We start from the raw sequence: 12,794 nt of genomic DNA, 5'->3' as shown, positions 1-12,794 counted from the left end.
ATGCTATGCAGCCCATTTTTTACCGTCCCGCTCAACGCCGAGGCCTGGTTTTTCTTGGACTTTTATTACTGGCATTGGCTATTTTGGGTGGCATGATTTGGCGTAACGTGCATCACTTTCAAACGGTGGTGTCCTACGTCAACTATTCTCATCGCATTCAAAATGTATCTGTAGGATTGCAACAGTCGGTTTTCGATTATCTAACCGAATCTGATAGTAGCGTGCCGCCAGTGGAGCTCAATACCACCTTGAAGAAAATGCAAGAACTAATGACGGACCAACGGCATTTATCCACCATGACGCGGGAGAATTTGCAGAAAATAGAATCAATGTTGGCTGATATTGGCTCACTGGAACGGCCAGAAAAACATCAGCGTTTATCAGCGGTACTTAACGCGATGAATGAGACCTTGGATAAGGAAGGCTTACAACGTGAAAACATGCTGGAAGACATCAACCTTGAAACCCAAACTGAGCTTTATGTCGCGTTATTAGTGTTTGTTCTGATCTTGCTGGGCGCCATGTTATTTTTGCATTTTAGAATTTTGCATCCGCTTAACGATTTGCGGCAACTATTGGAAAAGCTCACCGAAGAAAGCTACACGCCTATCGCCATACACCATCTTGATCCGTTACTGCTGCCGGTGTTCGACAGCTACAACCACATGGTCGCTCATCTTGCCGATCTGGAAGAAGCTAACCGTCTGCACGCGCAATCCCTGCAACGCGAAGTGCGCTTGGCAACGCAGGCGATATTAGAGCAACAATACAGCCTGGCACGGGCCGAACGGCTGGCGGCAATCGGCGAAGTTGCCGCCGAACTGGCGCATGAAATCCGCAATCCTTTGGCGGGCATTCAAATGGCATTCAGTAACTTACGCAGGGAAATTGATGACAAAAATCAAACTGAAAGAATGCAGATGATTGATGATGAGCTAAAGCGTTTGACACGCTTGCTTAATAGAATGCTTGACCAAAGCAAACATGCACCCGAAGCGGCCTCACATTTCGATTTAAGCGTATTAATCCGTGACTTGGTTATTCTCGCCCGTTACCAAATTGCCCAGCATATTAATATAGACGTTGATGCACCAGCACCGCTGTTAGTATTTTTACCGGAATCGGAAATACGGCAAATTTTGTTAAATCTTATCCTGAATGCCGCAGGTGCCATGTCTACACAAGGCGATACCATCGCCATTAAAGCCCATAAAGATAGACTGGGTTTAACTATTCAAGTCGCCGATAACGGCAGCGGTTTTTCCCAGGAGATGCTCGATTATGGTATCCGGCCTTTTCGTACCAGCCACACCCAAGGTACCGGATTGGGGCTTGCTATGGTGCAGCGCTTTATTAGAGATCTGGGCGGCACTATCAAATTGGCTAACCAGAGGACTCACGGTGCCTGTGTGTTATTATTTTTACCCGATGCTTGATTTTTTGGAGTTATAGTAGTGATCGAAACTTTACTTGTTATTGAGGACGAAAAGCTGTTAGGCGCAGAGTTATCGCGGCACTACCAAAATTCAGGGTGGGAAGTGGTATTGGCGACTACTCTGGCGCAAGCAAAAGACTTGTTGCTTAAAAAGAAAATAGGCCCATTGCTGATTATTTCCGACATGAATCTACCAGACGGCAATGCTTTGGATTTTATGGAGTCCGTAAAAAATAATATCGATTACGCCGAATGGCTGTTTTTAACCGGTTACGGCAGTGTACCTGATTCGGTGAGGGCGTTACGGCTTGGGGCTTATGATTTTCTGGAAAAACCCTGTGATTTAGACCATCTAGATTTAATTGTCGCCAGTGCAGCACGCGGTGCAACTATTCAACGTCGCATTAGCGAGCAAACCAAAAACCGGCAACTCGGTTATTCACCGGATGCTTATGTGGGGCACAGCAGCCACGCGCAAACCGTTCGGAAAATGCTGTCCAAGTTAACCCAAGTGCCCTTTAGTGCGTTGATTATTGGCGGTGAAACCGGTACTGGTAAAGGCTTAACGGCACGCATTTTACATTACGGTGGCCCGCGTGCGCTTCAATCGTTAATTGAAGTCAATTGCGCCGCCTTACCCCGCGAATTACTGGAATCGGAATTATTTGGTCATGAAGCAGGAGCCTTCACGGGGGCGACGGGCCGTCATAGAGGCTTACTGGAGCAGGCCGCTGGCGGTACGTTATTTATGGATGAAATCGGCGAAATGCCCTTAGATTTACAGGCCAAATTGCTCAAAGCGATTGAAGATCATAAGATCCGCCGCTTAGGTGGAGAAAAAGAAATTTCAGTGGATGTTCAGATTATCGCCGCCAGTAATCGGGATTTAGAAAAAATGGCACAAACCGGTAGTTTTCGTGCTGATTTGTATCATAGGCTAAGCGTGTTTAAAGTGATGCTGCCACCATTGCGCGAAGCAATAGAAGATTTGGATGAACTCGTGCCGTTGTTTGTTGCTGAATATAACGCTAAGGCAGGTCGCCGCGTAACCGATATTCCCGCTACAGTTTGGAAAAAATTAAAAGCGCATTATTGGCCCGGTAATGTGCGGGAACTACGCAATGTTATTGAGCGTTGTGTATTGTTTGCTGATGGTGAGGTATTTCCTGAACAATGGTTGAATCTACCTAAACAGGAAAATAATCCTGCAAACTATGGGGTGAACTCAGAATACAGTATTTACTTGCCGCTAGATGGCAGTATGGCCTTGGATGATATCGATTGTTACATTATTAAAATGGCTTTGGAAAAAACCGATAATAATCTGGTGGCGGCGGCCAGGGCGTTAGGCACTACACGGGAAACTTTGCGCTATCGGGTACGAAAGTATAATCTTTAGTCATTTGCAGAACCCCCTTTTAATTAAGTTGGTGCTTTCCACCCCAATCATGAAAATCTACCAACTCTACCGCCAACAACAATTATCCTTAAACATTGAACAAGCTTGGGCATTTTTCTCCTCACCCTATTACTTAAACCAAATTACACCGGATTTTTTCAACGTTGATATTACGTCGCCAGTGCCTGACGATATCTATGCCGGTTTAATGATCAGCTATCGGATGAAAGCGGTGTTTGGCATACCGATGGAATGGTTATCGGAAGTGAGCCATTGTGAAAAGCCCAAGCGTTTTATTTATCAACAACGTGTAGGCCCTTTCAAGTTTTGGAGCCATGAAGTGGTTTTAACTCAAAATAACGCTGGTATATTATTAGAGGATATTGTGTTTTACACCATGCCATTTGCGTGGTTAGGCCAACTATTACACGCTATGCTCATTGGTAAAAAATTGAAATTAATTTTTGATAGCCGGCATGATTATCTGCAAGCCAAGTGGGGAATAGATTTAGCTCAAAATGTTAAATAACAATTTAAAATGCAATACAATTATACATATATGCCGTTCTCTTGATTTAGATCAAGATTAAAGATGCAATTTGTTGTAAGCTGAAAACTTGCCCCCTTTTTAAATATTGTCCCTGGAGAAATGCACATGACCCTCATAAAGTATAGACCTTGGAACCTATTGAATAAATTTCAGAAAGAACTGGAATGGTCGCAGGATAGTAAGTGCGATGAAGGAATCATGGCAACAGCCAAAAAAACATCGACAATGTATACCCACCAAGCTGATAAGGTCGCTATGCTTGGTGAAATTGCCGATGCTCTAAAAACTAATAAAAAGGCTAATATCCTAACGCTAAAAGGCAAAAAAGAATCGGTGGGATTAGCACTCCTTGAACGCTTGCGGCTTAAAATACTTTAGGGAACATTTAAAAAATATTAGCATGACAATCACCCCAAATTTAAGACAAACAGGTGAGGAGGTAAGTAATCCGCACGATCAAAGTAAATACAACCCTAACTGTTGATCCTGACTCTGCTTATGGTTAAGCAAGGCTGACATTTCTTTAAAAGAGCGACTGAGACATATATTTTATTATATGCCATAGTTTAAAAACTTGAATAAATTGGCTTATTACTTTACTTACCTATCAACGCCAACCATGCCTCCCCCAACCATGACCACCCCAGTGGCGGCCTCTCCAATGATGCCGTCCCCAACCACCTCTATATCCGCCGTAAAATCTCGATCCTACAGTTACGTAGCCGTAAGGCTGATAACCATAGCCATAACCTCCGTAGGGAGCTGCGCCATAAGCACTAGGATAGCTAATGGGGGGGGCATAGGCCACACAACCATTTAGCCCAAATATGCTTGCAGCAAAAACAACGGCTAATGCAAAATGTTTCATAATGAGCTTTCCTCTTTCTATATACTGAACATACACAGATAGACCATTTTGATAACCCAAAATTCCTGGTTTGCAACGCTTATTGCTGAAAATTCAAACTTGCCTGTTGACTTATTATTTCTATCCGATTATTGAACTACTGTCCGCGCAGAAAAAACTTATCCAAATCTTGTTCTGATAACTCCACCCAAGTGGGGCGCCCATGATTACATTGGCCACTTCTTTCAGTACGTTCCATATCTCGTAGCAAAGCATTCATTTCCGCTATAGTCAGTCGTCGATGCGCTCTTACCGCACCATGACAAGCCATAGTAGACAATAGCTGGTTAGACCGCTCTTGTATACGCTGGCTCATACCATGCTCAAGCCAATCGGCCAAAACATCCTTAATCAGGGTATCCACATCAGTTTGCCCTAACAAAGCAGGCGTTGAACGCAAAACTATCGTTTCAGGGCCGCTGCGATTCAACTCAAAACCTAACGATGTAAAAAACTCACTTTGTTGTTCAACCACATCAGCTTCTACGGCAGTTACAGTCAATTTAATGGGTAATAGTAAAGGCTGGCTGGGCACAACGCCGTTGCCATACTGTTGTTTTAACCGCTCATAAGTGACACGCTCATGGGCGGCATGCGCATCCACTAAAATAATGCCCGTCTTAGTTTCGGAAAGAATAAAAATGTTTCTAATATGCGCGAGTGCGTAACCTAAGGGCGGGTATACCTGTTCAGTTTGCGCTGGCGTTACTTTATTTTCTGGAACTACAACGCTATGCAGCAATTGCCCGTAAGTTTGCATATCTTCTGCAACATGCAGCGGCAAATTGCCCTGTTGCGGTGAACGCTGAAAACGATAAGATGGCTGTGTAGGAGGTAATCGTGAACTTTCGGAAACGGAAGTAGAATTAAACGTGGGCGAGGCAAAAGCCGGTTCTGTAGTTTTTCCAGGCCGTACATTAGCCAATGATCGATGCAAGGCACTGAAAAGAAAATCATGTACCAACCGGCCTTCTCTAAAACGCACTTCCGTTTTGGCGGGGTGGGCGTTGACATCTATTAAAGCCGGATCAAGCGTAAGATAGAGCACGAATACCGGATGGCGACCCTGAAACAAAACATCCTGATAAGCTTGCTTGATTGCATGGGCCACCAGCTTGTCGCGAATTAGCCTACCATTGACATAAAAAAACTGCATGTCTTGCTGGCTGCGTGAAAATGTCGGCAAACTCACCCAACCGTTTAGGCGCAAACCCGACGATTCAAAATCAATTTTTACCGCATTATCAATAAATGCAGGGCCACAAATACCTGCAATACGCTGCTCTTGCTCGATATCAGTAAAGGCTGGCTTTAAGGTCAGTATCTCTTTTTGATGATGTAAAAGGCTAAGCCCAATATCAAATCTGCTTAAGGCCAGCCGTTGCACAATGGTTTCTATATGGGCAAATTCAGTTTTTTCGGTTTTTAAGAATTTGCGCCGTGCCGGAGTATTATAAAAAAGATCACGCACATCAACGGTGGTGCCTGGCGGATGCGGATCGGGCTGGGGGTTAAAATCACGTTCAGAGCCATCTGCACTCACCCGCCAAGCACACTCATCATTGGCCACACGAGAAATTAGGGTGAGTCGCGCAACGGAACTGATGCTGGGCAAGGCTTCACCGCGAAAGCCCATGCTGGCCACCTGTTCCAAGTCGTGTAGTGAAGCGATTTTACTGGTGGCGTGTCTGGATAAGGCTAAAGACAGATCATCTTTTTCAATGCCGCAGCCATTGTCTCTGATTTTAATGAGTCGTGTACCACCCTGCTCTATATCAATAACAATTTGGCTAGCACCGGCATCAAAGCAGTTTTCAACTAATTCTTTAACAATGGAAGACGGCCTTTCGACTACTTCACCGGCGGCAATTTGGTTGATGAGTTGGGGAGGGAGAAGGTGAATACGCATGAGCTGATTTAAAGCAAAATACGTATTCTATACAACCTAATGGACTTATGTAAGCGTTAAACGCGTTGATTGCCTAACAGCGGCGTTATATCGTCTTTTATAAAGCAGCCATTTTGCTATTATCAGTGGTGGCATGTTTAAAATAATTAACCACGCCCCTAAAGATAGCTGAAGCCATTTTATTTTGATAGCGGTTACTTAATAAATTAAGCTCTTCGGAAGGATTGGAGATAAACGCTGTTTCAACCAGAATGGAGGGAATATCCGGTGACTTTAACACCATAAAACCGGCTTGCTGGACATCACCTTTATGTAATTGGCCTATGTTTTCAAAGTTTTTCAGAATTTTAGAAGCGACATTATTGCTGGCTTCCTGGGTTGCGCTTTGCGATAAATCAAGTAGGACAGAAGCTAACATATCTTCTTTATCATCAAGGCTAACGCCCCCGACCAACTCAGAAGCATTTTCACTGTTAGCCAACCAACGCGCCGCTTCACTGCTGGCACCTTTGGTAGATAAAGTAAATACAGACGCACCTTTTACAGATGAATCCTGAACCGCATCAGCGTGAATTGAAATAAACAAATCCGCTCTTACTGCTCTGGCAATCGCCATTCTTTTTCTAAGCCCCACATAAAAATCACCTTTTCGAACCAAAACCGCCTTCATACCGGGTTCTGCATCAATAAAAGCTTTTAATTTTTTTGCGATTGAAAAAGTAACATCTTTCTCCATGGTGCCTTGCGGACCTCTTGCTCCCGGATCTTCGCCGCCATGACCTGCATCAATCGCCACAATAATGCGTTTACCATGTCGTTTAACGGGTTTTAGCTCGTCTGTTTTTTCATCTTTTGCATCACGTTTGGCCTGTACAATTTTTCTTGGCGTTTCTATTTGAACTACCGGCTCACTCTCAACATGCTTATAAGAAGCCAAACCTTTATCAATTAAATCGACAATTAAACGATGGCCGTCTGCATTGCTTGACTTTAGACCGAAATTTTTAGCATTCACCGGCTTTTTTAAATCAACAACAATTCTTAAATCATCACTTTGCTGTGCAGTACGGATACTGGCAAATAAGGGGTGCGCCGATGAAGGTTGGCTCAGGTTTTTTTGTGCATGCGTATCAGTAAGATCAATCACAAGTCTAGGAGGATTATTCAGTACAAAAACGCGGTGATGTTTGGGTGATGCGGTAACATCAAACAATAACCGGAGCTTATTTTCCAGTGTTACATAACGCAATGCATGAACATTAACTTGTTGCGCATAAACCGGCACAGACACTAACTGCACTGCATAGAAAAATAAAATTTTTAATAAATTTTTCATGGCTGCAACTCAATAGGTGATAATTTGGATTAGATTGTAGCAGTATGTCATTGTTTTTCAATAGTAGCTATCATTTATTTTTACACATTCTTCAGTGTTTGCATTATTATTTGCCGACCTGTACCTTGAGTCATCAAACGGATTTCATAATCCGGCATCGGTAAAAACCCTGCGCCCTTGGTTGGCCACTCTATGAAGCATAGACTATTCTGGTCAAAATAATCATTAATCCCTATCCATTCCAACTCTTCGGGTTCGCTAAGGCGATATAAATCAAAATGAAATATTTTTTGAGCACCAATACTGTACTCTTCAACTAACGTGTAGGTTGGGCTTTTAATGGCACCTAAAAAACCACCTGCCCGCAAAAAGCCTCGAACCAGCGTGGTTTTACCCGCACCCAAATCGCCATGCAAAAACACCACTGCTTTAGATGGCAAACCCTGCCAAAGCTTAGCACCAAACTGTTCGGTATCTTCCGGCGTTGCCAGATAGCTTGTCATTATGCAACCACCTGACTAATAAAAAACATGAGATCGCTGGCTAATAATCCTCTTTCGCCGTAATGTTCACGGGCTTTGTCGGCTGCCAAACCGTGTAAATACACGCCTTGCTGTGCTGCTTCTTTCAGGGTTAAACCTTGAGCCACCAAGCCTCCAATAATACCGCTAAGGACATCGCCCATACCGCCTGAAGCCATGCCGGGATTACCCGTATTAGAAACGGCAATATCATGACTGGAAGCGATTAAAGTACCTGAACCTTTCAAAACGGCAATACCATCATAGCGGGCTTGTATGGCAGTAACTGCACTAAACCGATCCTGCTCTATTTCTGGGGTAGAAATATGCAAGAGTCGAGCGGCTTCACCAGGGTGGGGAGTCAAAATCCAATCAGCATGTTTTATGCGCGCATTGGCCAACAAATATAAAGCATCGGCATCGACAATCAATGGCTTACGGGCATCAAGCACATTAGTGGCATTAACTAACGCAATAAATAATTCTTTGGCCCAGGCACTACGGCCTAAGCCTGGCCCGACAACAATCACACTGGCCTTATCTAACAATTTGGCCAGTTGGTTAGCGGTGTCTATACCATGACACATCAATTCTGGCCTGCCCACATTCATTAAGCTGGCATGTTCTGGGCGTGTAGCAATACTGACAAGCCCTGCACCGACACGTAAAGCCGCCTCACCCGCCAGTCTGGCTGCACCGGAATAACCTTGGTCGCCACCAATAACTAATACATGGCCATAATGACCTTTATGTGAACATTTCGAACGGGGCGGTAATTGCGCTCCGGTAACACGGTAAGTTACTGAAGGAACTTGCTCAAAAACAGCATTGGGCACGGCTAATCCATCATGAAAAATATCACCACAATAATCAGCGGCCTGCCCTGTAAACAGCCCTTGTTTTAAACCGATAAAAGTAACCGTACAATCAGCTGCCACCGCATACCCCATAACTGCACCGGTATCTGCATTCAGGCCAGAAGGCACATCAACGGCAATAACGGGAATTTGACTGTTATTAATATTCTCAATAGCTTGCGCCATAATACCGATCACAGGCTTGTTCAAACCTGTGCCTAATAACGCATCAACAATCACATCTGCTGCAATCGGTTGCTCAGGCTGAAAAGGCTCGACATGCCCTTGCAGCGCACAGTAAGCCTGATAAGCCAGCAAAGCATCCCCGTTTAATTTTTCGCACGAAACAGCGCTATATACTGTTACCGACAAATCCGCTTGTAATGCCAGCGTGGCAACAATATAGCCATCGCCTGCGTTATTGCCTGCTCCACAAAAAACCGCAATGCGCATGGCATCAGGCCAGTTTTCACGCAGCCGCAAAAATACCGCAGACCCTGCGCGTTTCATTAATTCTAAGCCAGTAATACCACACTCTTGTATTGCAATACGCTCGAGCGCTTTGATTTGCACTACAGTGTAAATTTTTGTGGGTAATTTTGGCTTTGCTGGTAAGTTTGGCATTAAATAGATCGCCATGTAAAAGCTTAGCAGCTTAACAGATGCTATTTTAATAAAAAAGGCTTCGGATGAATTTACGGGTTTAAACAGGAATCCGCATCGTTCCCACGTCACGCAACGCTGGAGCGCTGCCGAATGAATTCCCACGCCGGAGCGCGGGAACTATAAAGAAACTCAACCAGCCTGTTTCTGAATTTCTTTTACATCACCTACCGACCATAATTTTTCAAGTTGATAAAAATCCCGTGCCTGATCTGTCATAGCATGCACAATGATATCGCCTAAATCAAGCAGCACCCAGCCCGAACCCAAGCCTCCTTCAATTCCCAAAGGCCTAACCCCATTTTCCTTACTTTTGTCGGACGCATAATCACACAGTGCATGTAGATGACGGTCGGACGTGCCGGTAACCACTACCATATAATCGGTAAAACTGGATTTTTTTATAACATCTAAGGTGACAATATTTTGTCCTTTATGCTCGTCCAAAACATCCTGGATAATCTTTAATAACACTTCTGTTTGCATTTAAATTCCTGATAGTAATAATAAAATTAATTTATTGGTAAAGTTTGTTTTGTTTTATAGTGGTTAGAACCTTATCGGGCAACAAAAATCCCGGATCTTTGCCTGCTGCAATCAATTGTCGAATTGCACTCGCCGAAATATCCAGTTGGGTAACTGACTGAAAAAACAGCCTGCCTGCTTGCTGCTCTTTCAGTTCTTGTGATTCAGTAGTTAATCGCGCCATAAAAAAATCGTCCAGTGTCTGGCTTACAAAGCCCGGACGCGTTAACACTACAATATGGGCGTAAGTGAATAAATCTTGCCAGCAATACCAGGTGGCCAAGGTGTTGAAAGCATCGCTGCCCATGAATAACAGCAAGCTTTGAGTGGGAAAATCTTGTCGTAACGAGTGCAAGGTATCAATCATATAGGAGCGCCCTGCCCGCTTTAACTCACGATCATCGGCTACAAAGCTAGGTTGATCGCTAATCCCCAGCTTCAGCAGGTGTAAGCGCATCGCCGCTGATGCAATGGGTTGCACACGGTGCGGCGGCTGGGCGCTGGGAATTAATCTTACTTGGGTTAAATTAAAAATCTCTTTAACTTCCAGTGCCGCCCGCAAATGGCCATAATGAATAGGGTCAAAGGTACCGCCAAAAATACCAATCATTTACTGACGAATATGACCGTCACCCAACACGACATACTTTAATGACGTTAAACCGTTTAACCCTACTGGGCCACGGGCGTGCAATTTATCGGTACTGATACCAATTTCCGCACCTAAACCGTACTCAAAACCATCCGCAAAACGCGTTGAGGCATTGACCATCACTGAGCTGGAATCGACTTCGCGTAAAAACCGACGTGCCAAAGTGTAATTTTCCGTCACAATAGCCTCGGTGTGTGCAGAGCTGTATTGATGGATATGCTCCATCGCTTCGTCGATATCTTTAACAATGCGGATAGATAAAACCGGCGCCAAATATTCGGTACGCCAATCGTCCTCAAAAGCTCGGCTGCATTGTGAAATAAGTGTACAGGTTTTAGTACAACCGCGCAGCTCCACACCCTTATCAAGATAAATCTTAGCCAATAAAGGTAACACTTTAGGCGCAATAGTTTCCGCTACCAATAACGTTTCCATGGCATTGCACACGCCATAACGATGGGTTTTGGCATTATCGGCAATAGCCACCGCTTTATCAATATCAGCGCTGTCATCAATATACACATGACAAATACCATCCAGATGTTTAATGACTGGAATAGTAGCCTCTTTAGAAATCCGCTCAATTAAACTTTTACCACCACGCGGCACGATAATATCAACATACTGGTTCATGGTGATCAACTCACCCACTGCCGCACGGTCAGCGGTAGCAACACATTGCACGGTATCTTCCGGCAAATCGGCGGCAATCAACCCTTGGGTAATACATGCAGCAATAGCCTGATTGGAATAAATCGCTTCCGAACCGCCACGTAAAATACAGGCATTGCCGGATTTAAGACACAACGCGGCCGCATCAATGGTCACATTCGGGCGCGATTCGTAAATAATGCCAATTACACCCAACGGTACGCGCATTTGCCCCACTTGAATGCCACTGGGTTGATACCGCAAATCGGTAATTTCGCCGACGGGATCAGGTAAGCTGGCAACTTGCTTTAAGCCATCTATCATGGCTTGAATGGTTTTTGGCGATAGTGTCAGGCGATCTAATGAAGCGTTATCCAAATTATTTTGGCGGCTAAGCTCTAAATCTCGCTGATTTTCACTGATTAACGTGGCCTGATTGTTCTCGATAGCCTCGGCTATTTTTAACAAGGCCAGATTCTTTTTGCCGGACTCGGCTTTGCTGATAATTCGACTGGCTGCTCTGGCTCGTTGACCCAGGTCTTGCATATATTCTTTGATATCCACTTAACTCACACATAGGCGCTAATTTCAATAGACGATTATAGCGAAAAATCAATATCATAACCACTTGCAAATCAAATAGCCGTTCCAGTTGACTGTATTGCAAGATTGAGTATTCTTCTGCGTGGACAATGTATTTATTCAATTACAGAGGCAATTAATTCAAAGTTTGTTTGAATATCCGGTAAAAATCCTTCTTTTTCAATCCCGCTTGTTCTGCCATGCTTTTGATAAGCGTTTATGAAAAACGGCGCTTTAGGGCAATCGGACCGTCACTTTATACAACCTGTCATTCTCGACTTTTATCCATTGTTCATGTGACGTACCTTTTGTGGATCTGGCAACAAAACCAAGGTAGGCGAGAATAGCTTTAACATCTTTACAGGTAAGCGGTGGATATTCTCCGCTCACGCAGGAATCAGCGGCAACATTTCATCAAAAACACGTTCTGCACTGTGTAATAGCGCAATTTTTAACTTAATAAAGTGATATTTAAGCCAGGTAGAAAACGGTGCGTGTCTTGATAACAATTGGGCTGCATAAAACTTATCTTCTCCGACCAAGGCATCATAAACATAATCAGCAATCATGGCTTCCAGCTTGATTTTAGCTTCTTCAAAAGAATCACCTTGCGCAGCCAAATTAAAATTAAGGCAAACGGCAACCCAGCAATCGCCTTCCTGTTCAGCATAGCATTTTACAATGAGTTGTTCTGGGGTCATGGGTATCCACTCTATCAATTACTGATGGGCAATCATCCTTCAATAAGCTCAGGACGAAGGGCAGTGTATTTCAAGGCTGCAAGTTAGAATAGCTCACTGATTAAAT

The 12,794-nt window shown here is 44.0% G+C and carries 13 protein-coding genes; 4 read left to right on the top strand and 9 right to left on the bottom strand.

From position 1 onward, the window contains the following. Positions 1–5: 5 nt before the first annotated feature. From ACHZC4_RS05095 to ACHZC4_RS05080, 4 genes are all read left to right on the top strand, one after another. A complete protein-coding gene (locus ACHZC4_RS05095; RefSeq protein WP_394752741.1) occupies positions 6–1,436 on the top strand; it encodes a sensor histidine kinase in 1,431 nt (476 codons plus the stop codon). 18 nt (positions 1,437–1,454) lie between these two features. Then, positions 1,455–2,834: a sigma-54-dependent transcriptional regulator gene (locus ACHZC4_RS05090; RefSeq protein WP_394752740.1), complete on the top strand. Its 1,380-nt coding sequence runs from the start codon at positions 1,455–1,457 to the stop codon at positions 2,832–2,834. Positions 2,835–2,883: 49 nt separating this feature from the next. After that, a complete protein-coding gene (locus ACHZC4_RS05085; RefSeq protein ID WP_394752739.1) occupies positions 2,884–3,363 on the top strand; it encodes a hypothetical protein in 480 nt (159 codons plus the stop codon). Positions 3,364–3,489: 126 nt separating this feature from the next. After that, on the top strand, positions 3,490–3,762 hold the full coding sequence (locus ACHZC4_RS05080; protein ID WP_394752738.1) for a hypothetical protein: 273 nt from the start codon (positions 3,490–3,492) through the stop codon (positions 3,760–3,762). Positions 3,763–3,991: 229 nt separating this feature from the next. Here ACHZC4_RS05080 and ACHZC4_RS05075 read toward each other — a convergent pair whose 3' ends face one another. The 9 genes from ACHZC4_RS05075 to ACHZC4_RS05035 form a co-directional block, all read right to left on the bottom strand. Further along, complete coding sequence (locus tag ACHZC4_RS05075; protein WP_394752737.1) at positions 3,992–4,252, bottom strand: hypothetical protein; 261 nt, start codon at positions 4,250–4,252, stop codon at positions 3,992–3,994. A gap of 136 nt (positions 4,253–4,388) precedes the next feature. Further along, complete coding sequence (mutL, locus tag ACHZC4_RS05070; protein ID WP_394752736.1) at positions 4,389–6,200, bottom strand: DNA mismatch repair endonuclease MutL; 1,812 nt, start codon at positions 6,198–6,200, stop codon at positions 4,389–4,391. A gap of 97 nt (positions 6,201–6,297) precedes the next feature. Further along, positions 6,298–7,536 carry an N-acetylmuramoyl-L-alanine amidase gene (locus ACHZC4_RS05065; protein ID WP_394752735.1) on the bottom strand — a complete coding sequence of 413 codons (1,239 nt, stop codon included), beginning with the start codon at positions 7,534–7,536 and terminating at the stop codon, positions 6,298–6,300. 80 nt (positions 7,537–7,616) lie between these two features. Continuing rightward, positions 7,617–8,039 (bottom strand): tRNA (adenosine(37)-N6)-threonylcarbamoyltransferase complex ATPase subunit type 1 TsaE, encoded by a 423-nt coding sequence (gene tsaE / locus ACHZC4_RS05060; RefSeq protein WP_394752734.1) that lies wholly within the window; start codon positions 8,037–8,039, stop codon positions 7,617–7,619. Beyond that, positions 8,039–9,538 (bottom strand): NAD(P)H-hydrate dehydratase, encoded by a 1,500-nt coding sequence (locus tag ACHZC4_RS05055; RefSeq protein WP_394752733.1) that lies wholly within the window; start codon positions 9,536–9,538, stop codon positions 8,039–8,041. The genes tsaE and ACHZC4_RS05055 overlap by 1 nt, the downstream gene beginning before the upstream one ends. A 171-nt stretch (positions 9,539–9,709) precedes the next feature. Beyond that, positions 9,710–10,063 carry a ribosome silencing factor gene (gene rsfS, locus ACHZC4_RS05050; protein WP_394752732.1) on the bottom strand — a complete coding sequence of 118 codons (354 nt, stop codon included), beginning with the start codon at positions 10,061–10,063 and terminating at the stop codon, positions 9,710–9,712. Positions 10,064–10,094: 31 nt separating this feature from the next. Then, complete coding sequence (nadD, locus tag ACHZC4_RS05045) at positions 10,095–10,712, bottom strand: nicotinate-nucleotide adenylyltransferase (RefSeq protein WP_394752731.1); 618 nt, start codon at positions 10,710–10,712, stop codon at positions 10,095–10,097. Continuing rightward, positions 10,713–11,951, bottom strand: coding sequence for a glutamate-5-semialdehyde dehydrogenase (locus ACHZC4_RS05040; RefSeq protein WP_394752810.1), 1,239 nt, complete (start codon positions 11,949–11,951; stop codon positions 10,713–10,715). Between the two features lie 422 nt (positions 11,952–12,373). Continuing rightward, positions 12,374–12,688: a DUF1902 domain-containing protein gene (locus tag ACHZC4_RS05035; protein ID WP_087143594.1), complete on the bottom strand. Its 315-nt coding sequence runs from the start codon at positions 12,686–12,688 to the stop codon at positions 12,374–12,376. Positions 12,689–12,794: the final 106 nt, after the last annotated feature.

It is taken from the genome of Crenothrix sp. (genome assembly GCF_043729335.1).
Taxonomy (GTDB): domain Bacteria; phylum Pseudomonadota; class Gammaproteobacteria; order Methylococcales; family Methylomonadaceae; genus Crenothrix.
The sequence above is the reverse complement of the archived record's forward strand: the minus strand, read 5'-3'. Positions and strand labels throughout refer to the sequence as shown.

Excerpts from the sequence above, each read along its gene's own strand:
- ACHZC4_RS05035 (WP_087143594.1), bottom strand. The coding sequence starts at position 12,688 with ATGACCCCAGAACAACTCATTGTAAAATGCTATGCTGAACAGGAAGGC.
- ACHZC4_RS05085 (WP_394752739.1), top strand. The coding sequence starts at position 2,884 with ATGAAAATCTACCAACTCTACCGCCAACAACAATTATCCTTAAACATT.
- nadD (WP_394752731.1), bottom strand. The coding sequence starts at position 10,712 with ATGATTGGTATTTTTGGCGGTACCTTTGACCCTATTCATTATGGCCAT.
- ACHZC4_RS05075 (WP_394752737.1), bottom strand. The coding sequence starts at position 4,252 with ATGAAACATTTTGCATTAGCCGTTGTTTTTGCTGCAAGCATATTTGGG.
- mutL (WP_394752736.1), bottom strand. The coding sequence starts at position 6,200 with ATGCGTATTCACCTTCTCCCTCCCCAACTCATCAACCAAATTGCCGCC.
- rsfS (WP_394752732.1), bottom strand. The coding sequence starts at position 10,063 with ATGCAAACAGAAGTGTTATTAAAGATTATCCAGGATGTTTTGGACGAG.
- ACHZC4_RS05095 (WP_394752741.1), top strand. The coding sequence starts at position 6 with ATGCAGCCCATTTTTTACCGTCCCGCTCAACGCCGAGGCCTGGTTTTT.
- ACHZC4_RS05065 (WP_394752735.1), bottom strand. The coding sequence starts at position 7,536 with ATGAAAAATTTATTAAAAATTTTATTTTTCTATGCAGTGCAGTTAGTG.
- ACHZC4_RS05080 (WP_394752738.1), top strand. The coding sequence starts at position 3,490 with ATGACCCTCATAAAGTATAGACCTTGGAACCTATTGAATAAATTTCAG.
- tsaE (WP_394752734.1), bottom strand. The coding sequence starts at position 8,039 with ATGACAAGCTATCTGGCAACGCCGGAAGATACCGAACAGTTTGGTGCT.
- ACHZC4_RS05055 (WP_394752733.1), bottom strand. The coding sequence starts at position 9,538 with ATGCCAAACTTACCAGCAAAGCCAAAATTACCCACAAAAATTTACACT.
- ACHZC4_RS05040 (WP_394752810.1), bottom strand. The coding sequence starts at position 11,951 with ATGCAAGACCTGGGTCAACGAGCCAGAGCAGCCAGTCGAATTATCAGC.